Annotated in this window: 20 protein-coding genes; 9 read left to right on the top strand and 11 right to left on the bottom strand. The window is 64.2% G+C overall.

All coding sequences use genetic code 11. The features are described from left to right. Positions 1-130: 130 nt before the first annotated feature. Positions 131-952: an endonuclease III gene (gene nth / locus ACQR1B_RS15200; RefSeq protein WP_434835846.1), complete on the bottom strand. Its 822-nt coding sequence runs from the start codon at positions 950-952 to the stop codon at positions 131-133. A 22-nt stretch (positions 953-974) separates the two neighbouring features. On the opposite strand from nth, the gene ACQR1B_RS15195 reads away from it, so the two are divergent. The 5 genes from ACQR1B_RS15195 (at position 975) to ACQR1B_RS15175 (ending at position 7,061) form a co-directional block, all read left to right on the top strand. Next, a complete protein-coding gene (locus ACQR1B_RS15195; RefSeq protein WP_434835847.1) occupies positions 975-1,508 on the top strand; it encodes a DUF2244 domain-containing protein in 534 nt (177 codons plus the stop codon). A gap of 354 nt (positions 1,509-1,862) precedes the next feature. Further along, positions 1,863-2,762, top strand: coding sequence for a methylated-DNA--[protein]-cysteine S-methyltransferase (locus ACQR1B_RS15190; protein WP_434835848.1), 900 nt, complete (start codon positions 1,863-1,865; stop codon positions 2,760-2,762). 276 nt (positions 2,763-3,038) lie between these two features. Then, a complete protein-coding gene (locus ACQR1B_RS15185) occupies positions 3,039-4,559 on the top strand; it encodes a DGQHR domain-containing protein (RefSeq protein WP_434835849.1) in 1,521 nt (506 codons plus the stop codon). A gap of 5 nt (positions 4,560-4,564) precedes the next feature. After that, positions 4,565-5,902: a hypothetical protein gene (locus tag ACQR1B_RS15180; RefSeq protein ID WP_434835850.1), complete on the top strand. Its 1,338-nt coding sequence runs from the start codon at positions 4,565-4,567 to the stop codon at positions 5,900-5,902. A 19-nt stretch (positions 5,903-5,921) separates the two neighbouring features. Then, a complete protein-coding gene (locus ACQR1B_RS15175; protein ID WP_434835851.1) occupies positions 5,922-7,061 on the top strand; it encodes a DNA adenine methylase in 1,140 nt (379 codons plus the stop codon). Between the two features lie 912 nt (positions 7,062-7,973). Here the strand turns inward: ACQR1B_RS15175 and ACQR1B_RS15170 are convergent. From ACQR1B_RS15170 to dnaK, 8 genes are all read right to left on the bottom strand, one after another. Continuing rightward, positions 7,974-8,597 (bottom strand): 2,3-bisphosphoglycerate-dependent phosphoglycerate mutase, encoded by a 624-nt coding sequence (locus ACQR1B_RS15170; protein WP_434835852.1) that lies wholly within the window; start codon positions 8,595-8,597, stop codon positions 7,974-7,976. 25 nt (positions 8,598-8,622) lie between these two features. Continuing rightward, positions 8,623-9,441, bottom strand: coding sequence for a 4-hydroxy-tetrahydrodipicolinate reductase (dapB, locus tag ACQR1B_RS15165; protein ID WP_434835853.1), 819 nt, complete (start codon positions 9,439-9,441; stop codon positions 8,623-8,625). Positions 9,442-9,540: 99 nt separating this feature from the next. Beyond that, complete coding sequence (locus ACQR1B_RS15160) at positions 9,541-9,843, bottom strand: DUF1330 domain-containing protein (RefSeq protein ID WP_434835854.1); 303 nt, start codon at positions 9,841-9,843, stop codon at positions 9,541-9,543. A gap of 33 nt (positions 9,844-9,876) precedes the next feature. Next, a complete protein-coding gene (gene pyrF / locus ACQR1B_RS15155) occupies positions 9,877-10,608 on the bottom strand; it encodes an orotidine-5'-phosphate decarboxylase (protein ID WP_434835855.1) in 732 nt (243 codons plus the stop codon). 6 nt (positions 10,609-10,614) lie between these two features. Beyond that, positions 10,615-11,193 (bottom strand): NADPH-dependent FMN reductase, encoded by a 579-nt coding sequence (locus tag ACQR1B_RS15150; protein WP_434835856.1) that lies wholly within the window; start codon positions 11,191-11,193, stop codon positions 10,615-10,617. A 45-nt stretch (positions 11,194-11,238) separates the two neighbouring features. Then, positions 11,239-11,841 (bottom strand): class I SAM-dependent methyltransferase, encoded by a 603-nt coding sequence (locus ACQR1B_RS15145; protein WP_434835857.1) that lies wholly within the window; start codon positions 11,839-11,841, stop codon positions 11,239-11,241. A 249-nt stretch (positions 11,842-12,090) separates the two neighbouring features. Beyond that, positions 12,091-13,224 (bottom strand): molecular chaperone DnaJ, encoded by a 1,134-nt coding sequence (dnaJ, locus tag ACQR1B_RS15140; protein ID WP_434835858.1) that lies wholly within the window; start codon positions 13,222-13,224, stop codon positions 12,091-12,093. Between the two features lie 141 nt (positions 13,225-13,365). Further along, a complete protein-coding gene (dnaK, locus tag ACQR1B_RS15135) occupies positions 13,366-15,261 on the bottom strand; it encodes a molecular chaperone DnaK (protein ID WP_434835859.1) in 1,896 nt (631 codons plus the stop codon). Between the two features lie 543 nt (positions 15,262-15,804). Between dnaK and ACQR1B_RS15130 the strand changes: the two genes are divergently transcribed. Next, positions 15,805-16,740: a hypothetical protein gene (locus ACQR1B_RS15130; protein WP_434835977.1), complete on the top strand. Its 936-nt coding sequence runs from the start codon at positions 15,805-15,807 to the stop codon at positions 16,738-16,740. Positions 16,741-16,911: 171 nt separating this feature from the next. Then, positions 16,912-17,625: a bifunctional nicotinamidase/pyrazinamidase gene (gene pncA / locus ACQR1B_RS15125; protein ID WP_434835860.1), complete on the top strand. Its 714-nt coding sequence runs from the start codon at positions 16,912-16,914 to the stop codon at positions 17,623-17,625. A gap of 34 nt (positions 17,626-17,659) precedes the next feature. Here the strand turns inward: pncA and ACQR1B_RS15120 are convergent, their stop codons facing one another. Then, a complete protein-coding gene (locus ACQR1B_RS15120; RefSeq protein ID WP_434835861.1) occupies positions 17,660-18,355 on the bottom strand; it encodes a class I SAM-dependent methyltransferase in 696 nt (231 codons plus the stop codon). A 275-nt stretch (positions 18,356-18,630) separates the two neighbouring features. Here ACQR1B_RS15120 and ACQR1B_RS15115 point away from each other — a divergent pair, with 275 nt between their 5' ends. Continuing rightward, the gene (locus tag ACQR1B_RS15115; protein WP_434835978.1) at positions 18,631-19,677 is read left to right on the top strand and encodes a glycosyltransferase family 2 protein; all 1,047 of its coding nucleotides are present in this window, start codon (positions 18,631-18,633) and stop codon (positions 19,675-19,677) included. Between the two features lie 5 nt (positions 19,678-19,682). After that, positions 19,683-20,273, top strand: coding sequence for a class I SAM-dependent methyltransferase (locus ACQR1B_RS15110; protein ID WP_434835979.1), 591 nt, complete (start codon positions 19,683-19,685; stop codon positions 20,271-20,273). On the opposite strand, the gene ACQR1B_RS15105 is transcribed toward ACQR1B_RS15110, so the two are convergent. After that, a complete protein-coding gene (locus ACQR1B_RS15105) occupies positions 20,274-21,791 on the bottom strand; it encodes a hypothetical protein (protein WP_434835862.1) in 1,518 nt (505 codons plus the stop codon). It abuts the gene before it with no gap. Positions 21,792-21,882: the final 91 nt, after the last annotated feature.

Below are 21,882 nucleotides of genomic sequence, written 5' to 3'. Positions count from 1 at the left end.
GCCCGGGACGGAGCCCGGGCATGACGACGTGGAGATGGTTCCGCGAAAAACTCAGATTGGTCATATGCGATAGCCCTGCCCTCCAGGGGAGGGTGACAGCGGGGCCGACCTCGAAGCTGCGCCCGTCTCATCAGGCGGTCTTCTCCGGCCAGCGGCAGAGGTCCTTGATCAGGCACAGTTCGCAGCGCGGCTTGCGCGCCAGGCAGGTGTAGCGGCCATGCAGGATCAGCCAGTGATGCGCGTGCAGCATGAACTCGGCCGGGATCACCTTCTCCAGCCCGAGCTCGACGTCGAGCGGCGTTTTGCCGGGCGCGAGCCCCGTGCGGTTGCCGACGCGGAACACGTGGGTGTCGACCGCCATCGTGTGCTCGCCGAACGCCATGTTGAGCACGACGTTCGCGGTCTTGCGGCCGGCGCCCGGCAGCGATTCCAGCTCGGCCCGCGTGCGCGGCACCTCGCCGCCGAATTCCGCGATCAGCTTTTGCGAGAGCGCGATCACGCTCCTGGCCTTGGTGCGGTAGAGGCCGATGGTCTTGATGTACTCGCGCACGGTGTCCTCGCCGAGCGCGAGCATCTTCTGCGGCGTGTCGGCGATCGCAAACAGCGGCCGCGTCGCCTTGTTGACCCCCGCATCGGTCGCCTGCGCCGACAGCACCACGGCGACCAGCAGCGTGTAGGGGTTGAGGTGTTCGAGTTCGCCCTTCGGCTCCGGATTGGCCTCAGCGAACCGGCTGAAGGCCTCGCGGATCTCGGCGAGCGTCCAGGGCTTGGTCGCCTTCAACGCTGTCTTGACCGCGTGGGCCGGGGCGGCCTTGCTGGGCTTCAAGGCCTTGGGCTTCGAGGCCTTGGCCGCCGTCTTGGCAGGCGTCTTCGATCCCGCCTTGGCGGCCTTTTTGGACGAGGGACGAACCGGCACCGGCTTGGCGCGTTGGGGGCGGGTGATTTTGGCCATGATCCGGGTATACTGAGGCCCCATGACGCCAGGCAACGCTTTTGCGTATCAGGAGACCGCCGCCGCGGCCGTTGACCCCGAGCTGTTTTCGGCCCGGCTGACGCCGCACCGCTCGCTGAGCCAGCCCGGCTTCGTGGTGCTGATGATCGTGGTCTGCGCCATCAGCTTCATCGGCGGCCTCGCCTCGCTGCTGATGGGCGCCTGGCCCGTGCTCGGCTTCTTCGGCCTCGACGCGCTGGCGATCTACTGGGCCTTCAAGGTCAATTTCCGCCGCGCCAACGCCTATGAGGATGTCTCGATTACGCTCACCGAGCTGCGCCTGCGCCGCGTGAGCCACAAGGGCCATGTCATGGAATGGCGCTTCAACCCGCTGTGGGTGAAGCTCGATCAGGAGACCCACGAGGAGTTCGGCATCGAGCGCCTCTACCTCGTCGCCCGCGGCCAGCGCGTCGCGATCGCGAGCTTCCTGGGGCCGGAGGAGAAGGCCAGCTTCGCCAAGGCAATGACGGCGGGGTTGCAGGCCGCGAAGCGCGGCCCGGTGTATAATCCGCTGTAGCGAGTCGATCCTTTGGAGCCGAGCTGCCACTCCCCGCCGCAGTAGGCTCCCTCTCCCCGTTCTTACGGGGAGAGGGTTGGGGTGAGGGGCAGCCACACGGGCAGTAGGCATAGTGAGAGCTCAAGCTGGAGGCCGCCACGCGCACCGACCGTGCGGACAGCCCCCCTCACCCGGATTGCATCTTGCGATGCAATCCGACCTCTCCCCGCATCCGCCTTCGCTCTCTGAGCTACGGCGGACAAGAGCGGGGCGAGGTGCACCGAGCCGGCCGCGCCGGCCGGGCCAAAATCCCCCATAGCCCCGCGCTCGGAAATCGGGTGGAGTCCCCACCCCGTCCGCCCTACATCCGGACCCATGATGACCCTCGCCATTCACGATTCCGCCCTGGCCAAGCCGGGCCCGCAACAATCGGCTGAGCTGCGCGACTACGATGCCGTGCGCCGCGCGATCGCCTTCATCTCCGAGCATTGGCGCCGGCAGCCGGCCATCGAGGACATGGCCGACGCCGCCAGCCTGACGCCCGACGAGCTGCACCACCTGTTCCGGCGCTGGGCCGGGCTGACGCCGAAGGCCTTCATGCAGGCGCTGACGCTCGACCACGCCAAGGGCCTGTTGAAGGGCTCGGCCAGCGTGCTCGACGCCGCGCTCGACTCCGGCCTGTCAGGCCCCGGCCGGCTGCACGATCTGTTCGTCACCCACGAGGCGATGTCGCCCGGCGAATGGAAGACCGGCGGCGCCGGCACCACCCTGCGCTACGGCTTCCACCCCTGCCCATTCGGCATGGCGCTCGTCATGGCCACCCCGCGCGGCCTCGCCGGCCTCGCCTTCGCCGACCCCGGCGAGGAAGCCTCCGCGCTCGCCGACATGAAGAGCCGCTGGCCCCGCGCGTCCTACGTCGAGGACGTCCCGGGCACCGCCGGCCTCGCCCAGCGCATCTTCGACAAGACCCTGTGGCGCCCCGACCAGCCCTTGCGCGTCGTCCTGATCGGCACCGATTTCGAGGTCCGCGTCTGGGAAACGCTGCTCAAGATCCCGATGGGCCGCGCGGTCTGCTACTCGGACATCGCGACCCGGCTGGAGTCGCCAAAGGCCTCGCGCGCGGTGGGCGCCGCGGTGGGGAAGAACCCGATCTCGTTCGTGGTGCCGTGCCATCGCGCGCTCGGGAAGACCGGTGCGCTGACGGGGTATCATTGGGGCCTGACCCGGAAGCAGGCCATGATCGGGTGGGAGGCCGGGCAGGTGGGGATGGGGTAGGACGGATGGATCGGCTGAAGAGCGGCATGAAGCAGTTTGAAGCCGTGGATGTCGCCATAGCCGTTCAGATTAGACGCGATACTCCTTGCTCTTTTGCCGAGGAGTGAGGCTGGCTGAGGGTTCCAGGATCCTTGTCATAGCCCGGCCATCAGAGTCGTCAGCTCAAAAAATGTCTGCAAACACCTGCGGTTGCATTGAAGCCCAACGTGAAATGCGCGATGAACGGAGAAAGCGGCGCGACATCACCAGTGTCGCAACGTCTTCGGGGGCATCTGCGTGGCCAAAAAGATTATTAAGATTCTTGAGAGACGAGAAGTCCCCGCAATCAAGGTGAAGCAGTGGCTGCCAGGCTGGGATAAAATCGAATTTGATGCTGCCGAGCACCGTCGCAAGCCGTCTCCGCACTTCTTCATGTTTTCACTTCCGGCTCGTGAGCTCCGAAGCCTTTCCGGCATCGCACGTCGCAAGACTGCTGGCGTTACCCCGCGAGCTGCAGACCTAGGAATTCAGAGACAACATGAACCCGAGCGTTCCGAGGAGATCGCCAAGTTTGTGGAGTACGGCTTTCCCTGGTCCACACTGAGTGAGGCAAAGAGACGATCAAGCGAATTTAATGATCTCAGAAAGCCGGGCTGGCTTCCCACGGCGATCGTGATCAATATTCTAGATCCCGACGACAAGCGCTCTTCGGGGTCCGTCGCTAAAAAGGATCTTGTGCAAGTTGACGATAGTGAAGGAGGATTTTCCAAAATAATCCTCCCCTACGTCGAATGGTCTCAAGGATGGCGCCCAGAGGAGGCGCCCCCCTTCGAAGTGATCGATGGACAACATCGCCTTTGGGCTTTCGATAATGCCGACGCAGACTTCGAGCTGCCCGTCGTTGCGTTCTATGGTCTCGACATTAGTTGGCAGGCCTATCTATTCTGGACTATCAACATAAAGCCAAAGCGGATAAACCCGAGCTTGGCGTTTGATCTTTACCCGCTCCTCCGCGCTGAGGACTGGCTCGACCGCGCCGAGGGACATGCGGTTTACCGAGAAACCCGATCTCAAGAGCTGACCGAAGCACTTTGGTCCAACCCAGATAGTCCTTGGTTCGATCGCATCAATATGTTGGGCGAACGCGCCAATCGTTGGGTCTCACAGAACGCGTGGATTAAGTCGCTCACATCGACCTTTGTCAGGCCATGGGGCGGTGGAACCTCCCGTGCAGGAGGACTATACGGTTCTCGCCTGGTTGAAGGCCAGGAAGTTCTCGGCTGGAGCCGTGCTCAGCAGGCAGCATTCCTCATTTTTTCTTGGCAAGAGTTTCGCGCAGCAATCAAGCGAAGCAACGAACCTTGGGCAAAACACCTAAGAATTCTCGCTATCAAGTCCGGCGAATCCACCTCTGCAGATGATCCCGCCTTCTACAGCGAGCATTCCTTGATCATGACCGACCAAGGCGTGCGAGGATTTCTCCACGTGCTAAATGACCTTTGCTTTGTTAAGGCTCCTCATCTTGATTTGCGATCATGGCAGGTCGAGCGACAAGCAGGGGCAAATGATACAGATGCTGTAACGCTCGCCATGACATCGTTACGGAAGCACAAGGTCGCTTCCTTTGTCCGAGAAATTGCAACTGGTCTCACCAAGTTTGACTGGCGAACGAGTTCGACGCCGGAACTCTCAGAAGAGCTTAGGCGGGAAAAGCTCGTTTTTCGTGGCAGCGGCGGCTACAAGGAAATTCGAACTCAACTAATTGAGACGCTTCGCAGCGGCAGTGAGATGGTCGCCGACGCGGCCGGTCGGCTGTGACGACGATGCCGCTGCCAACACGTGACGCAAGGGTAATCAACGGGCTATCGCGGCGCGCGGTAGAACAGACGCTTGCCGGACTTAAGCCGACGCTGAGCGGAGCTCGTTGGGCCACAGCCACCAATCGCTACTCGACCGATACCGTTGCAAAGCTTGAGGCCGAAATAGCTGCGGGACAAGTTCCTCATCGACGTGATGTAGCCCAATATATTGCGGCCAGCGCCTTGCTGCATTCAGCCGACGGCTGGAGCTATCTTGGGAGAGCGATAACTGCTCTGCTGCGGGGAGATCCGCACAGGGCGCGGCATTTAGCGTACTATGCAGAGCTACGCGCCGCGACTTCTGTTCTTGCTGCAGAAGGCATCGGCGTTTTCAATAAGCACCACTTTGCGCTAACTGCCCCAAACGTGGCGGCTAAGTTACATTCAACCGCAGGCACTCATCGATTTTCTTGGCAGTGCCTTGAGCATTGGGCCGGACGGTCGTCTTCGGGATCGCTCTTTGCTCGCATGATTCGGCCTTATGGCATTCCGTTAGAAGATTGGTTTGCGACGATCGGCGGGGTCGCCGCTATCGGCCCGCAGATTCAAGCATGGTTTCGACAGTGGGGAGTGGATTTACAATCATTTCCTGACGACCGGGATGCTCGAAATATCTCAAGCTATCAGCCCGACGGCTTGCCCCAAGCTTGGTATATTGAGGGACGAGATACACTTGAGTTTGTTCGGGATCTTTGGGATTCGTTAGAGCCTTCCCCTCAATCGCAATTCGAGACAATTGACCGGCATATACTGAGGCTCGGCGTTTGGAGCCTCTATACTGGCAGGAGTGGTCGATCGCCAGCGGTGGATACCGCGAATTTTCATCGCTTCGCTGAGGGCGTGGTTAAAAGTCAAAGCTTGTCCTCGGAAGCCGAGCGGCAATGGCTACGTTTTATGACGCGGTCCCTCGTACCACATGATGCAATAGTATTCTCTAGATCAAAATTGCAGGCCAACGATGTAGCGGCCGGTGCTCACGCCGTCATTTCACGGGCAGCCCTTTTGTTGAGAGTAGCGTCGGGGTCGACAACTATGTTGTTGCGGGGAGCGACCTTTAGCTCAAATACGGTCTCGTTCTGGTCGAAAGGGCTGGGCGAAGCTCGGGGATTGTGGGAGGGCGATGCTGTGGACCCGTCCGACCTTTGGGCAGACGTTAGCCCAATGCTACGAGACGTCGAGCTTTTCCAACAAAAATACACATCTGACCAGCAATCATTCTATCGAATGGGAGCCGAGCTAGGGCAAGCAATTCTTGGGTTGGGAAGTTTTGAGCGTGTCGCTATTTGGAGTATGACACCTTGAGACTTATTGGTTCGGCGAAATGAAGTATATGGGATCTAAGCGGGCGATGCTCCGCAATGGACTTGGAGATCTTCTCGATCGCGAGTTGCAGTCTTCTCGTCGTTTCGTCGACTTATTTAGCGGATCGGCTGCTGTTGCAAACCACGTCGCACAGCGCTCTCCTGTCCCAGTGCTAGCTGCAGATCTTCAGGAATTTAGCGTTGCGCTTGCAGCCGCCGTCATCACGCGTCAAGAGAAGCTAGACTGGCAACCTATTTGGTCTTCTTGGTTCAAGCGTGCCGAAGCTGAAGTCATCGTTGCGGCTCCAATTCGTATGACTTCATCCAGCTTAACCGAGCGAGCCGTCCAGAAGCAAAGGGCTTGGTCGAACGAATGCACCACGCTTCCTATTACCAAAGCATACGGAGGGCACTACTTCTCGGCCGAACAGGCCGTTTGGATCGATGCATTGCGCGGAACACTGCCAACCGCCAGAGACGCAAGACGGGTTGCCTTAGCTGCATTGATCCGAAGCGCAAGTCATTGCGCCGCAAGCCCGGGTCATACAGCTCAACCATTCCAACCTACTCCTACCGGCATAAAATATCTGGCAGAGGCATGGAGGCGCGACTTGGTCGAACAAACCAAGAAGAATTTTATCTTTTTAGCAGAGACTATCTCATTGAGCAGAGGCGAAGCTAAGCGAGGAGATGCGAATCTATTAGCTAAGAGCCTTAGAGAGGGGGATCTGGTATTTATCGATCCGCCATACTCTGGAGTACACTATAGCCGCTTCTACCATGTTCTTGAGTCGGTTGCCCGAGGGAGCTGTGGGGACGTGGAAGGCAGAGGACGCTATCCGTCGGCAAAGAGGCGGCCAAGATCATCCTACAGTGTTCAGACCGAGGCAATGACGGCGCTCGATGACTTGCTCGGCACCATTGCCGCGAGAGGATCCAAAGTAGTTTTGACGTTTCCAGCCCACCCCTGTTCAAATGGTTTGTCAGGCGCTCTTGTACAGGAGATCGCCGCCAAGCACTTCAGGGTCACTTACAAGTCCGTAGCGAGCCGCTTCAGTACCATGGGAGGTACAAGCGACAATCGCGGTAATCAGGCAGGAAGGAGCGCTCGGAAAGATGCTGAAGAGCTGATCTTAAGGCTGGATGTACGACGCGCCTAGCATCTGTCCCACATTTTCTATTGCTCTTTTTCCGAAAGTATGTTTTTCTATGCCCCATCCCGCCTCGACGAGAGGGGCGTTGCGCGCGATCGTCACGACACGCGAGGTGGGGAGCGATGGCCGTGGTCTGCCGCAGCGTGTCTTCGGGCGCGCCGACGAACGGTGGGGCTGCGGACGTGAAGTCGCAGGGTCCTGATACCCCGACGCTGGTATCAACGCGGCGCAATGCTGACGCATTGCGCTGGGGATGGTGGCCAACAAGCCCGGCGCACCAGGGAGACTGCGTATAAGCGTGAAAACCGTCGCGCGGGGAATGCCGGTTGTTTCGGCTGAACCTGTGGTGACTGCCGCCTGCTTTTTTTCTGCAGGCGGGCCATGGGTGCGGCCAGCATCCGGCATTCCCCGCGCCCTCTCGATTTTGAGGGACATGGTTGCAGCAGGACTCGGGCGGGATGCGCCGCGAGATCGTGGAGCCGTGTCCGGGGCTGTTTGAGATGTGAATCGGGGAGATGACGATTGGGCGCTCTGTCGCCGATCGGACGATGTCTTGCCTTTGACGGCGGAAGCGCGGGACCGCGCTTGGGGCCAGCTACCTCCACGTCGTCATGGCCGGGCTTGTCCCGGCCATCCACGTCGTTCTGCGCGCAAGGCGAGACGTGGATGCCCGGGCCTTCGCCGCGCTGAAGCGGCTTCGGCCGCGGAGGCGGGACAGGCCCGGGCATGACGAGTAACTAATTAGCAGCGTGAGTTGGGGTGACTTTGCGGATGAGGCACCACCCGTGAGGCTGCCCCTCACCCCAGCCCTCTCCCCGTAAGAACGGGGCGAGGGAGCGCAGCGTGGCTGTGGGAGAGAGCCGGGCTTCAACTTACAGGGACGCAATCACCCATGATCGTTGGAGCCTTGCGATGGTCCTAGCCCGCCAGATCCAGCTTCGACTCCACCGTCGAATCCGCCTTCAGCCGGTAGATGATCGGCACGCCGGTCGCCAGCTCGCGCTTCAAAATGCCCTCGGGCGTCAGCTTCTCCAGCACCATGATCAGGGCGCGGAGCGAGTTGCCGTGGGCGGCGACGAGGGTGCGCTGGCCGCGGAGGACGCCGGGGAGGATCTCCTGGACGTAGTAGGGCAGCGCGCGGGCGAGCGTGTCCTTGAGGCTTTCGCCGCCGGGCGGGGGGACGTCGTAGGAGCGGCGCCAGACGTGGACCTGCTCCTCGCCCCATTTGGCGCGGGCGTCGTCCTTGTTGAGGCCGGAGAGGTCGCCATAGTCGCGCTCGTTGAGCGCGAGGTTCTTGGACGTCGGCAGGCCGGTCTGGCCGAGCTCGGTCAGGATCAGATCGAGCGTGTGCTGGGCGCGCGTCAGCTCCGAGGTGAAGGCGACGTCGAAGGTCAGGCCGTGTTGTTTCAGTTTGCGGCCGGCGTCCTTGGCTTCAGTGACGCCCTGCTCGGTCAGGTCCGGATCCTTCCAGCCCGTGAACAGGTTCTTCAGATTCCACTCGCTCTGGCCGTGGCGCACCAGCACCAGGAGACGTTCGCTCATCGTGATCAGATCCGCTTCAGTTGCTCTAGAACAGGTCCTTGAGGCCGAGCACGTCGTCCATCGTGTAGTGGCCCGGCGGCTTGCCATGCGCCCACAGCGCCGCCTTGAGCGCGCCATGGGCGAAGATCATGCGGTCCTCGGCCTGATGCGACAGCACCAGCCGCTCCGAGGGCCCGGCGAAGATGACGCTGTGATCGCCCGCGGCGGTGCCGCCGCGCAGCGAGGCGAAGCCGATGTCGCCGGTCTGGCGCGCGCCGGTCATGCCGTCGCGGCCGCGCGCCGAATGCTGCTCGAGGTCGATGCCGCGGCCGGCGGCGGCGGCGCGGCCGAGCATCAGCGCGGTGCCGGAGGGCGCGTCGACCTTGTGCTTGTGGTGCATTTCGAGGATCTCGATGTCGAAGCCGTCGTCGAGCGACTTCGCCACCTGCCTGACCAGCGCCGCCAGCAGATTGACGCCGAGGCTCATGTTGCCGGACTGCACGACCACGGCGCGCTTGGTGACGCTCTTGATGACAGCGTCGTCGGAGGCCGACAGGCCGGTGGTGCCGACGACGTGGACGATGCCGCGCTCGGCGGCGATGGCGACATTGGCGATGGTCGCGGCCGGCACGGTGAAATCGAGGATGCCGTCGGCCTCGGCCGACAGGCCCCAGAGATCGCCGGACAGCTTGATGCCGTTGGCGGGCAGGCCGGCGAGCACGCCGGCATCCTTGCCGATCAGCTCCGAGCCGGGGGCTTCGAGCGCGCCCGCCAGCACGGCGCCCTCGGCCTCGGCGATCGCACGCACCAAGGCGCGGCCCATGCGGCCGCCGGCTCCGGCAACGATCAAGCGCATCCTGGACATCTCAGCTCCTCCGCCCCGTCAAGGGCTATAGCCGGGGCTCGCGCCGGCGGCAACCGAACGCGGCCGAGTGGCAAGTGGCTTGGCTGGGGCGAGCGGCGATCAGGGCTGCGGGCCGTCATAGCCCTCGATGATCACCAGGTCGCCCTGCGCATGCGGCGCGCGGATCGCCACCAGCCGCTGGTATTCGGGAGAGTTGTAGCACGCCAGCGCGGTGGCGTAGTCCTTGAACTCGATCACGACATTGCGCGAGCGCGAGGTGCCTTCGCGGGTTTCGTACTGGCCGCCGCGGACCAGGAACCTGGCGCCGTATTGATGGAACACGGCGCCGTTCTGCGCGACATATTCCTTGTAGCCGTCCATGTCGTGGACATCGATCCGTGCGATCCAATAGGCCTTGGGCATCCCTCGGGGTCTCCTCGTTGTGACGGGTCAGGCTTACGTCCGATTGGTCCGGCCGACCAGCGCCACCGCAGCGGCGATGTCGGCGACGATGCGCTCGGCGGCATCGGCGGGATCATCAGCGGCGGTGACGGGACGGCCGACGACGAGGCGGTCGGCGCCGCCGGCGATCGCCAGCGCCGGCGTCATGATCCGCTTCTGGTCGCCGACATCGCTGCCGGCGGGGCGGATGCCCGGCGTGACCAGCTGCATGTCCGGGCCGATCAGCGGACGGACCAGCGCGGTCTCCTCGGGCGACAGGATCAGGCCGTGGATGCCGACCTCCTTCGCCTGGATGGCGCGGCGGGCGACGAGCTCCTTCACGCCCATCGCGTAGCCGGCGGTGGCGAGATCGGAATCGTCATAGGAGGTCATCACGGTGACGGCGAGCAGTTCGAGGGACGAGCCGGCGGCGCCGGCGAGCGCCGCGCGCATGCTCTGCGAGAAGCCGTGCACGGTGAGGAAGCGGGCGCCGAGCTTTGCGATCTGGCGGGTGGCGCGCTCGACCGTGGTCGGGATGTCGTGCAGCTTGAGGTCCATGAACACGTGCTTGCCCTCGGCGCCGAGGCGTTGGGCGAGGCCGAGGCCGCCGGCATAGGTCAGCTCCATGCCGATCTTGTAGAACGTCACAGCCTCGCCCAGCCGTGCGATCATCGCTTCGGCGTCCGCCACGCTGGGCAGGTCGAGCGCCACGATCAGGCGGTCGCGCGGAGCAATCTCGGTCGGCATGTCACCTCACATCGTGGTTTGCGCGGTTTCGATCAGCTGCCGCACCAGCGCATCGAGCGCGGTGATGTCGGCCGGCTGCTTCAGCCGATCGAGGTCGTTATAGGCCTTGTCGGCGAAGGCCAGCGCGAGCTGGGTCGGAATGACGGTGGCGTTACAGGCGCTCAGCATCGACCGCAAGGCCGCGAGCGCGCGGGCGCCGCCGAAGCGGTTCTCGGACGCCGCGGCGAGCGCGAACGGCCGGCTGCGGAACACCGCGCCGCGTCCCTCCGGCGGCTCGTCGACCCGCGACAGCCAGGCGATGGCGTTGCTGAGCAGCGGCGGTACGGAGCCGTTGTATTCAGGCGTCACCAGCAGCACGCCATCATGCGCGCCGATCATCCGTTTCAGATTGATCGCCTCGCGCGGCACGCCGGATGCGGCCTCGAGGTCGGCGTCGTAGATCGGCAAGGGAAAGTCGGCGAGCGAGATGCGCGTGATGTCCGCACCGGCCTGCACGAACTGATAGGCGGCAGCAGCAGCGAGGCGGGCGTTGTGCGAGCCGGCCCGGGTCGAGCCGGGGATGATGAGGATCTTCAGCGCGGACATCGTGGGGCCGGGAAGCGACCCGCCGCGACGAGCCGCGGCTGCCGGTCAGGGCTTGCGATACACCCAGACGCGCGCCGGCGGAAGGTTCATCCAGATCCGCTCGGAGGCCTCGGTGGTGACGCCCGGCAGCGACTTCGGAATCGGCGGCACGACCGAATAGGTGAACTGCACGAACGGCGCATTCGGCGACATCGCCGCGAACGCGTCGCGCACCAGCTTCATGCGGGTGAGCATCGGCTTGGTCACCAGCGGCAGGCCGGACACGACGGCCGCGGCCGGCGCACCCAGCACGTTCCAGAGCGTGTCGCGCAGCCGGTAGGCATCGCCCTGGACCACCTTGGCCTGCGGATAGCGGTCGCGCAGCAGCGCGCAGAAGCCCGGATTGTATTCGACGAGGACGAGCCGCTTCTGATCGACGCCATGCTGGACCAGCGCATTGGTGATCGCGCCGGTGCCGGGCCCGAGTTCGATGACCGGACCAGTGCCATGAGGATCGACATACTGCGCCATGGTCCGGGCCAGCAGCCGCCCCGACGGCATGACGGCACCCATGTGCAGCGGCTTTTCAATCCATGAGCGGAGGAATCGCACCTCATCGTCGAGACGAAGAGGTTTTTTCGACGCACGCACGGACGTTTGCAGGGGCATCTCAGTACCGGACGGGACCGTTCTTCACGGCGATGTCAGAAAAGAGTCACAAAGACGTATAGGTCGCAGGCGGGGCGGTCAAGCCGAACCGTAACTCACGATTAAGGCTGCCGGGTCCGCGGTCGCGCAGATGAAATCGATAATTTCTTGCATGTGCAGAGCAGCAAAACACGCGATGCCGCATGTCGCGAACTCGCTTGCCGAGACGCCTCGCAAGATGGCCTGGGCGACGCGCGGCAAGGCCACCGCTCAGCTCGCCGCCTTGCCGAAGAAGTCCTTGACCTTGGTGAAGAAACCCGCGGCCTCCGGCTGCGTCGCCCCGGACGACAGCTTCTCGAATTCGGCCAGCAGCTCCTGCTGCTTCTTGGTCAGGTTCTGCGGCGTCTCGACCACGATCTGGACGTACATGTCGCCGGTCTGGCGCGAGCGCAGCACCGGCATGCCCTTGGCGGCGATCCGGAACCGGCGCCCGGACTGCGCGCCGGCGGGAATCTTGACCTTGGTCTTGCCCTTGTCGATGGTCGGCACCTCGAACTCGCCGCCGAGCGCCGCCGTGACCATCGAGATCGGCACCCGGCAATGCAGATCGGCGCCGTCGCGCTGGAAGAACTCATGCTGCGACAGCGACAGGAAGATGTAGAGGTCGCCGGGCGGCCCGCCGCGCAGGCCGGCTTCGCCCTCGCCAGCGAGGCGGATGCGGGTGCCGTCCTCGACCCCCTGCGGAATGTTGACCGACAGCGTGCGGTCGCGCGTCACCCGGCCGGAGCCGGAGCAGGACGGGCAGGGATCCTCGATCATCTGGCCGCGGCCGTGGCAGCCGGGGCAGGTCCGCTCGAGCGTAAAGAAGCCCTGGGCCTGGCGGACCCGACCGGCGCCGCCGCACATCGAGCAGGTCTTCGGCTTGGTGCCGGCCTTGGCGCCGGTGCCGGAGCAGGATTCGCAGGTCACCGAGACCGGGATCTCGATCTGCGCGGTCTTGCCGAGGAAGGCCTCCTCCAGCGTGATTTCCATGTTGTAGCGCAGGTCGGCGCCGCGCTCGCGGCCGGTGCCGCCGCCGCGCCGCTGCCCGGCCATGCCGAACAGGTCCTCGAAAATGTCGGAGAACGACGAAGCGAAGCCGGCGCCGAAGCCGTGCGGACCGCCACCGGCGCCCTGCTCGAACGCGGCGTGGCCGTAGCGGTCATAGGCGGCGCGCTTGTCGGCGTCGCGCAGCACCTCATAGGCCTCGTTGATTTCCTTGAATTTCACTTCGCTGGAGGCATCGCCCGGATTCTTGTCCGGATGCCATTTCATCGCCAGCTTGCGGAAGGCGGCCTTGAGCTTGCCCTCGTCGGCGTCGCGTTCGACTTCCAGGGTCTCGTAATAGCAGCGCTTGGTGGACATCAATCAAACCCGCCCGAACATCGTCAGACCTGAACGGCTTGCGCGATGGCCGCGCTCCGGTTCAATGAAATGACCCCCATCCAATGAGACGCTGATCGCGCTCTTTGGCATGGGGGTCATGGCTCTCGCCTCTACCGTCGTTTAAGCAGATTTCTTCTTGTCGTCGTCGACCTCGGTGAACTCCGCGTCGACAACGTCATCCTTGGCGGCATCGCGGGCCGCGTCGCTTTCGGCCTGCTGCTTGTACATGGCCTCGCCGAGCTTCATCGACGCCTGCGCCAGCGTGTTGGTCTTGGTCTTGATGGCCTCGGCATCGTCGCCCTTCAGCGCTTCCTTGAGGTCGCTCATGGCATCCTCGATGGCGCGGCGCTCGGTCTCGGCGACCTTGGAGCCATGCTCGGCCAGCGCCTTCTCCGTCGAGTGGATCAGCGCGTCGCCATGGTTCTTGGCATCGACCGCCTCGCGGCGCTTCTTGTCGGCCGCGGCGTTGGCCTCGGCGTCCTTGACCATCTTGTCGATGTCGGCCTCCGACAGACCCCCCGAGGCCTGGATTCGGATCTGCTGCTCCTTGCCGGTGGCCTTGTCCTTGGCCGAGACGTTGACGATGCCATTGGCGTCGATGTCGAAGGTCACCTCGATCTGCGGCATGCCGCGCGGCGACGGCGGAATGCCCATCAGGTCGAACTGGCCGAGCATCTTGTTGTCGGCCGCCATCTCGCGCTCACCCTGGAAGACCCGGATGGTGACCGCGTTCTGATTGTCCTCGGCGGTCGAGAACACCTGGCTCTTCTTGGTCGGGATCGTGGTGTTGCGGTCGATGATGCGGGTGAACACGCCGCCCAGCGTCTCGATGCCGAGGGACAGCGGGGTCACGTCGAGCAGCAGCACGTCCTTGACGTCGCCCTGCAGCACGCCGGCCTGAATGGCTGCACCGATCGCGACGACCTCGTCCGGGTTGACGCCCTTGTGCGGCTCCTTGCCGAAGAACTGCTTCACCATCTCCTGGATCTTCGGCATGCGGGTCATGCCGCCGACCAGCACCACTTCGCCGATCTCGCCGGCGGTCAGGCCGGCATCCTTCAGCGCCTTGCGGCACGGCTCGATGGTCTTCTCGACGAGGTCGGCCACCAGCGCCTCGAACTTGGCGCGGGTCAGCTTCATCGTCAGATGCTTCGGACCGGACTGGTCCGCGGTGATGAAGGGCAGGTTGATCTCGGTCTGGGTGGTCGACGACAGCTCGATCTTGGCCTTCTCGGCCGCCTCCTTGAGGCGCTGCAGAGCCAGCTTGTCGTTGCGCAGGTTGATGCCCTGCTCCTTCTGGAATTCGTCGGCGAGGTAGCTCACCAGACGCATGTCGAAGTCTTCGCCGCCCAGGAAGGTGTCGCCATTGGTCGACTTCACCTCGAACACGCCGTCGCCGATCTCCAGGATCGAGACGTCGAAGGTACCGCCGCCGAGGTCGTACACGGCAATCGTGCCGGCCTTGGTCTTGTCGAGGCCGTAGGCGAGCGCGGCCGCGGTCGGCTCGTTGATGATGCGCAGCACCTCGAGACCGGCGATCTTGCCGGCGTCCTTGGTGGCCTGGCGCTGGGCGTCGTTGAAATAGGCGGGGACGGTGATGACGGCCTGGTCGACCTTCTGGCCGAGGTGAGCTTCCGCGGTCTCCTTCATCTTCTGCAGGATGAAGGCGGAGACCTGCGAGGGCGAATAGGACTTGCCGTCGGCCTCGACCCAGGCATCGCCATTGCCGCCCTTGACGATCTTGTAGGGGACGAGCTTCTTGTCCTTCTCGACCATCGGGTCGTCATAGCGGCGGCCGATCAGGCGCTTGACCGCAAAGAAGGTCCGCTCGGGGTTTGTCACGGCCTGGCGCTTGGCCGGCTGGCCGACGAGACGCTCGCCATCATCGCTGAACGCGACGATCGACGGCGTGGTCCGCATGCCCTCGGCGTTCTCGATGACCTTCGACGATTTGCCGTCCATGACGGCCACGCACGAATTGGTGGTGCCGAGATCGATCCCGATGACCTTTCCCATGGTCTCATATCCTTCTTTTTGCGGCAGGTTGGGTGGGGCCCTGACGGCGCCCCCATCCAAAACCCCCTCAGATCAAATGCTCGCGATATTGCGACGATGAGCGTCATATAGGAGGGGGGGACTGGCCCGCAAGGACCGGAGGAGACCGAGGAGCGCGGAAAAACCGCGGATCGTTCGGCGCGTCGTGAAAGCGCCGTCGCGGCGCGCGGATCGCGTGCCCATGGCCTGCGCGCCGCGGGCGGACGGATGCTGTGCGGACCGCAAGCGGGCGGGCAAGACGCTCGGGCGGGCCGCAAAGTCGCCTTCATTCGGGCGCGGCCCGTCAACGCCAATCATGCTTAGCAAACCGTAACGGGCGTCAGGGATCGGACCTCACGATCGACATCGATCGGCGCCCGAGTCTCCCCGGGGCGGAACTTCAGGTCGCACCCACCGACCTGTTGCGGACGCGGTAAACCCGCTAAAAGGCGTCTCGTCCGAAGGACGGCCAAGGCGGGGACCATGACGGCCGTCGACCGGGTCAATGAACGAGGCAGCTTCTTCATGATTTTCTCCCGACTTGTCGCCGCGGCGCTCGTGTCGATTTCCCTGCTGCGAGCGGCGCTGGCAGCGGATGCGATCTTCCCGCCCGGCGTCCGCATCGGTCTCGCGCCGCTGGTCGGACTCACCAAGGCCCAGAGCTTTCCCGGGTTCGAAACCGAGGATCACACGGTCAAGGTGCTGCTGACCGAATTGCCGGCCGGGGCCTATGGCGAGGTAAAGAATGCCTTCGCCGCCAATCCGACTGGGGCCGGCGGCATCAAGCCGGAAAGCATCGAGACGGCCGCGGGCACCGCCTACTACACGGTGGAGAACGGCCGGGACGGCGCCGCGCCCGTCCGGCGCTATTCGATGATCCTGCCCGGCAACGGCTTCTCGGGCTATGTCGCGGTGCAGATTCCCGAGACGGCGAGCCGGATCTACACCGACGACGCCGTGCGCCAGATGTTCGCCTCCGCCGTGGTCCGCAAGGACGTGCCCGTGGACGAGCAGCTCTCGATCATGCCCTTCAACGTCACCGAACTCGCCAGCTTCAAGACCGTCCGCACACTCGGCCCCGGCGCCCTGATCCTCGCCGACGGCGATGACGAAAAGGGCTTCGAAGCGGCGCCGTTCGTGGTGATCGGGCTCGTCGCCGGCGTGGCGCCGGAAGCAGGCGACCGGGCGCGCGTGGCACAGCAGGCCGCAACCACCATTCCCGGCGTTCGTGACGCCCGTATCACGATGTCGGAGCCGATTCGGATCGACGGCCTGCCGGCCTACGAGACCCGCCTCGAGGCGACCAGCGGCAAGGACAATACGCCGGTCACGGTGGTGCAATGGCTACGCTTCGGCGGCCCGAACACGCTGCGAATCATCGGCAGCGCGCCGCGTGACCAGTGGTCGGCGGCCTTCCCGCGCTTCCGTGCCGTCCGCGACGGCATTCAGCCAAAGGGCTAGCCGGCGGGAGGACCCCGGCCGGGGACCAGTCTCTGCCATTGGATTGCTTCTTCCGGATGTGACAATCTGTGGTTTAAGGTCGGTAGGCCCTGCCTACCGGGCTTGAAGCCGGAAACGTCTCCGCTTGCCCGCAAGTCGGGTTGCAGCGGTGGTCTCAATCGGGGGGACGACATGAACCGACGGCAGATCCTGCGCATGCTCGGCAGTTCGGCCTTTGTCGCGGCGGTGGCCGAACGCGCTCGCGCGGCCGCGTCGATCAAGCCGGACGATGCATCGGCGCTGCTCGTGATCGACGTGCAGAACTGCTTCCTTCCAGGCGGCAGCCTCGCCGTGAAGGACGGCGAGCAGGTCGTGCCGGTCATCAACAGGATCGCGAAAGCGTTCAGCAACGTGGTGCTGACGCAGGACTGGCACACGCCGGCGCATGTCTCGTTCGCCTCGACCCATCCGGGCAAGAAGCCGTTCGAGCTGATCGATCTCGCTTATGGCAAGCAGGTGCTGTGGCCGGATCATTGCGTGCAGGGCACCGATGGCGCGGCGCTCTCCAAGGAGCTCGCGATCCCGCACGCCGAACTGATCCTGCGCAAGGGCTTCCACAACGACGTCGACAGCTACTCGGCCTTCACCGAAGCCGACGGCAAGACCAGCACCGGGCTCGCAGCCTATCTGAAGGCGCGCGGCATCAACAGCGTGTTCGTCGCGGGGCTGGCGACCGACTTCTGCGTCGCCTGGACCGCGCTCGACGCCCGCAAGGCGGGGCTCGAAACCCATGTGATCGAGGATGCCTGCCGCGGCATCGACACCCAGGGCTCGCTGGCCAAGGCCTGGACCGACATGGCCGCGGCTGGCGTCAAGCGGATCAGGTCCGAGGACATCGCGGCATAGGCATTGTGCCGGACCCCGCGTCAGCAGCGCGGCATCAGGATTTGCGCGCCAGCGCGACGTATTGCGCCCCGACCGGCAGCCAGCCCAGCATCGCTTCCAGCGGCCGCAGCCAGGCCAGCGCGCGCGGGAAAAACAGGCTGTACTGGATCTGCGGCGCGCTCCACCCCGCGGTCCCCAGGCGCCGCGCCAGCGTCCGCGGAAAGATCAGCTCGGCATTCTCGTCGAAGGGGCAGGTGTTGACGGCGTGAACCGTGAGCGGGTTCAGCGGATTGTGCTCGAACACCGCGATCAGGCCGCCCGGGCGCGTGATGCGGTGCAGCTCGCGCAGCCACGCGACGTGCTCGTCGTGCGCGATGTGGTGGAACACGCAGGCGGAGAACACCACGTCGAAGCGGTCGGATTCGCAGGGAATGCGGTCGTTCTCGATCAGCAGACTTTCGCCGCCGCCGGGATGGCGCTGCCGGCCGAGGGCGAGACTGCGTTCCGAGACATCGGACGAGGTCAGCGCCGCGTCAGGAAAATACCGCCGGAAGAACGGAATCGAGTTGCCGATCCCCGCGCCGAAATCGCAGATCCGCGACACATCGATCCGGTTGCAGTCGACGATCTGCCTGAGCCGCCTGATCTTGTGTTCCGCGAAATACTCCGGGCCTTCTCCCGTCACCGCGATGTTGGCGCGGTGCTGATCGTCATAGGCGTCGGCGAAGCGGTCGAATTCAGCCTTGTCCATCGTCGGCAATCCGGTTCTGAAACGATCACCTGTAAGCCTGGCCAGCGCCAGCCGATGACCGTCCTGCTCTCAATAGCCGGCAATGCTTAACCGGAGGTCTGTCGTCCCGGCTCGCAGCGCGAGGCCGGCACTGCGAATCTGCCTGGCCAGCAGGGACATTGATGAACAATTAACTCGCCTTGACCAACACTTGACGCCCAGCAGAAACCCGTCGCGGTCGCATGAGGTCTCCGATTTTGACAGACCAGCAGGACGAGACGCCGCGCCCCGGCAGGATGTTCGTCTCGATCGTTGTGCCCTGCTACAACGAGGAAGAGGGCCTGCGCGAATTCCATCGCCAGATGACGGCTGCGGCACGCGCGCTATGCGACCAGAAGTTCGAGCTGATTCTGGTCGACGACGGTTCGACCGACGACACCTGGAAGATCATCAACGCGCTGCTCGCGGAGGACCGCAACGTCGTCGCCGTCCGGCTCGCGCGCAATCATGGCCATCAACTGGCGCTGACCGCCGGCCTGTCCGCGGTGCGCGGCGACCTCGTGCTGGTGATCGACGCCGACCTGCAGGATCCGCCCGAGCTGCTGACGCCGATGTATGAGACGATGGCGCGCGAAGGCGCCGACGTCGTCTATGGTCAGCGCCGCAGCCGCGCCGGCGAAACCCGCTTCAAGACATGGTCGGCCGAAGCCTTCTATCGCCTGCTCGCCAGGATCACGCGAGTTCATATCCCGGTCGACACCGGCGATTTCCGGCTGATGAGCCGGCGGATCTCGGACCAGCTCGTGCAGATGCCGGAGCACGATCGCTTCATCCGCGGCATGGTCGCCTGGCTCGGCTACAAGCAGGTCGCCTACGAATATGACCGCAAGCCGCGTTTTGCCGGCAGCACCAAATACCCGCTGCTGAAGATGATCAGCTTCGCCGCCGATGCGCTGATCGGCTTCTCGATGGTTCCCTTGCGGATCGCGACCTATGTCGGCGCGCTGCTGACGACGGTGCTGACCTTCGTCGGCATCGCCGCCGTCATCAGCTGGATCTTCTCCGGCACCGTGCCCGGCTGGACCAGCCTGACCTTGCTGGTGGTGATGATCTCCTCGGTCCAGCTGCTGGTGCTCGGCCTGATCGGCGAATATGTCGGCCGCATCTACATCCAGTCGAAGAACCGGCCGCTGTTCATGATCTCGGAGATTCATCGCCGCGGCCGGCTGCCGCAACTCTCGACCGATGCGCGCGAGGAGACCGAAAGCACGCCACTCACGACCTTGCTGGCGCAATCGGGACCGGCGCTGCACCGCCCGCGCTACGAGGAGGCGTCGTCGTGAAGGCGATGCTGAAACATCCCGCGCTGTACCAGGCCTACCAGAATGCCGGCGGCTTCTTCGGGGCGCGCATCAAGGCGATCGGCGATTATCTGACGCTGCGCCCGGGCATGCGGATCATCGATATCGGCTGCGGCCCCGGTTACATTCTGCGCCACCTGCCCGACGGCATCGACTACGTCGGCTTCGATGTCGACGAGGCCTATATCGCCTATGCGCAGCGATCGTTCGGCGATCTCGGGGCATTCCACTGCCGCCACTTCGACGCCGCTGCGGCGAGAGAGTTCGCCGGCGCCGACGTGGTGATGATGAACGGCGTCCTGCACCATATCGGCAATGACGAGCTGAAATCGACACTGGCCGATATAAGCGACGTTCTCGCCGACGACGGCGTCCTGTTCACGCTCGACGGCTGCTACGCCGAGGGGCAGTCGCGCATCGCCAAATGGCTGCTCGACAATGATCGCGGCGACTTCGTTCGCGACCGCGACGGCTACTACCATTTGCTGCGCAGCGCCTTTCCACGTGTAAACCTGGACATCCGCGACGACTACTCGCGCGTGCCCTATACGTTCGCGATCGGCGTCTCGCAGAAATAGTCATTCCGTCCGAGCGAGGATGTCGACGCCCTCGACCGATCCGGCCAGCCGATAGGGCCCGAGCAGCTGCTGCAGCTCGGCATCGGCGCGCGCCCAATCGCCCCATCCGCCTCTGAGATTGTCGATCAGTACGAGGTCGGGCGGCAGCTTCCGGAAATCCTCGATCAGCCAGTTGCGCTCCTGCGCCAGATAGGCGTTCAGCCGGGCATCGGTCGGCGCATCGACCGAGGTGCGTTCGCGGGTGAGCCGGACGAATTCACGAATCCAGAGATTCTCCTGGCGCGACACAAAGGTGCCGCCGATGTCCCTCACCAGCGGATGTCCGATCGCCGCCTCACCGCTGAGGACGAGGAGGCGCGGATGCGGCTTGAGCCGCGCGATCGCCTCCGGCAGCGGGCCGACGTAAATGCGGGCGTTGAACCACTGCAGACCGAGAGCAAAGGCCGCAGCCAAGATCAGGATGGATGCAGCGCCGGTGCGACGACGATGGGAATCCGTATCGACCGCCGTCATCAACGCGTAGCCCATGCAAAGCATGGCCAGCGCCACCATCGGATAGGAATGATACGGCCAGCCGCGCCGCTGCAGGTAGAATGAGATCGCAAATCCGACGCTCGCAGCGACCATCGCGAGCAAAGGCGCGTCGAGCCTGCCGCTCCGCCGTGTCAGCGCGACGGAGGCGAGCGCAACGGCGAGGAGAAGCGTCGCCGCATTCAGGAAGATGACGGAGGGCGACATCGACCACGACAAATAGGTGTCGCGCACCAGCGGATAGGTCACGGTGAAATATTCGGGATAGAGCAGATAAGTCCCGACGCTCACGACGGACACGATCACGCCGGCAATGACGTTCTCGGGGGCGAACATCGGAAGCCAGGCGCGCGAACGGACGGCGCCCGCCAGGATGCAGAGGGCCGCCGGGAATGTGAAAAACGGTTTGAACGCAAGAGTGATTCCAACGCCGGCGCCGGCCATGATGACCGCCCAGGCAGGGACCGGCTCGCGATTGCTGCGCAGCGCATACACGGCAAGCCCCGGCAGGAAGGTCAGCGTCGCGATGTGCTCGCGCTGGCCGAACACGTGCATCGGCAGGATCGTCAGCACGGCTGCCGCCCAGATCGCAAACGGTCCCCAGCTCACGGCGGCCGACATCGGCGACAGCCGGATGATGCGCGACGTCGCGAACAACGAAGCCGCTGCCAGCAGCAGGAGCTGCGCATCGACGACATGTCGCGGATCGACATGCAGCACGCGTCCGAGCGCCACGCCGGGCAGATAGGCGAAGGCCGCCATCGGCGGGTTGATCTCGATGATGTCCCGATAGAGGTGCTGGCCGTCGAGCATGCGCTCGCCGACGACCAGCAGCCAGCTGACGTCGGTATTCAACGGCACGACCTGACGCAGAAGGATGGCAACCATGAACACGGCGCCGATCAGGAGCCAGGGCGTGACCGCCAGCCTTTCATGCGCCGGCGGAGCCAGCGTCTGGCGCGTCACGGCGTCAGTCGGGGTGCTCATGGGACAGTCCTCTGCGAGAATAGGCCCAAGCTAGCGGAGGTTGGTTAAGGCGCGATGTGTTGCGATCCGCCGGGCTGTTCGCCCGGTCCCC

It is taken from the genome of Bradyrhizobium oligotrophicum, assembly GCF_051168495.1.
GTDB classification, from domain to species: domain Bacteria; phylum Pseudomonadota; class Alphaproteobacteria; order Rhizobiales; family Xanthobacteraceae; genus Bradyrhizobium; species Bradyrhizobium oligotrophicum_A.
This window is presented reverse-complemented; position numbering and strand designations above follow the sequence as displayed.

Coding starts and splice junctions, on each gene's coding strand:
- nth (WP_434835846.1), bottom strand. CDS start 952: ATGGCCAAAATCACCCGCCCCCAACGCGCCAAGCCGGTGCCGGTTCGT.
- ACQR1B_RS15195 (WP_434835847.1), top strand. CDS start 975: ATGACGCCAGGCAACGCTTTTGCGTATCAGGAGACCGCCGCCGCGGCC.
- ACQR1B_RS15190 (WP_434835848.1), top strand. CDS start 1,863: ATGATGACCCTCGCCATTCACGATTCCGCCCTGGCCAAGCCGGGCCCG.
- ACQR1B_RS15180 (WP_434835850.1), top strand. CDS start 4,565: ATGCCGCTGCCAACACGTGACGCAAGGGTAATCAACGGGCTATCGCGG.
- ACQR1B_RS15175 (WP_434835851.1), top strand. CDS start 5,922: ATGAAGTATATGGGATCTAAGCGGGCGATGCTCCGCAATGGACTTGGA.
- ACQR1B_RS15170 (WP_434835852.1), bottom strand. CDS start 8,597: ATGAGCGAACGTCTCCTGGTGCTGGTGCGCCACGGCCAGAGCGAGTGG.
- dapB (WP_434835853.1), bottom strand. CDS start 9,441: ATGTCCAGGATGCGCTTGATCGTTGCCGGAGCCGGCGGCCGCATGGGC.
- ACQR1B_RS15160 (WP_434835854.1), bottom strand. CDS start 9,843: ATGCCCAAGGCCTATTGGATCGCACGGATCGATGTCCACGACATGGAC.
- pyrF (WP_434835855.1), bottom strand. CDS start 10,608: ATGCCGACCGAGATTGCTCCGCGCGACCGCCTGATCGTGGCGCTCGAC.
- ACQR1B_RS15150 (WP_434835856.1), bottom strand. CDS start 11,193: ATGTCCGCGCTGAAGATCCTCATCATCCCCGGCTCGACCCGGGCCGGC.
- ACQR1B_RS15145 (WP_434835857.1), bottom strand. CDS start 11,841: ATGCCCCTGCAAACGTCCGTGCGTGCGTCGAAAAAACCTCTTCGTCTC.
- dnaJ (WP_434835858.1), bottom strand. CDS start 13,224: ATGTCCACCAAGCGCTGCTATTACGAGACCCTGGAAGTCGAACGCGAC.
- dnaK (WP_434835859.1), bottom strand. CDS start 15,261: ATGGGAAAGGTCATCGGGATCGATCTCGGCACCACCAATTCGTGCGTG.
- ACQR1B_RS15130 (WP_434835977.1), top strand. CDS start 15,805: ATGATTTTCTCCCGACTTGTCGCCGCGGCGCTCGTGTCGATTTCCCTG.
- pncA (WP_434835860.1), top strand. CDS start 16,912: ATGAACCGACGGCAGATCCTGCGCATGCTCGGCAGTTCGGCCTTTGTC.
- ACQR1B_RS15120 (WP_434835861.1), bottom strand. CDS start 18,355: ATGGACAAGGCTGAATTCGACCGCTTCGCCGACGCCTATGACGATCAG.
- ACQR1B_RS15115 (WP_434835978.1), top strand. CDS start 18,631: ATGTTCGTCTCGATCGTTGTGCCCTGCTACAACGAGGAAGAGGGCCTG.
- ACQR1B_RS15110 (WP_434835979.1), top strand. CDS start 19,683: ATGCTGAAACATCCCGCGCTGTACCAGGCCTACCAGAATGCCGGCGGC.
- ACQR1B_RS15105 (WP_434835862.1), bottom strand. CDS start 21,791: ATGAGCACCCCGACTGACGCCGTGACGCGCCAGACGCTGGCTCCGCCG.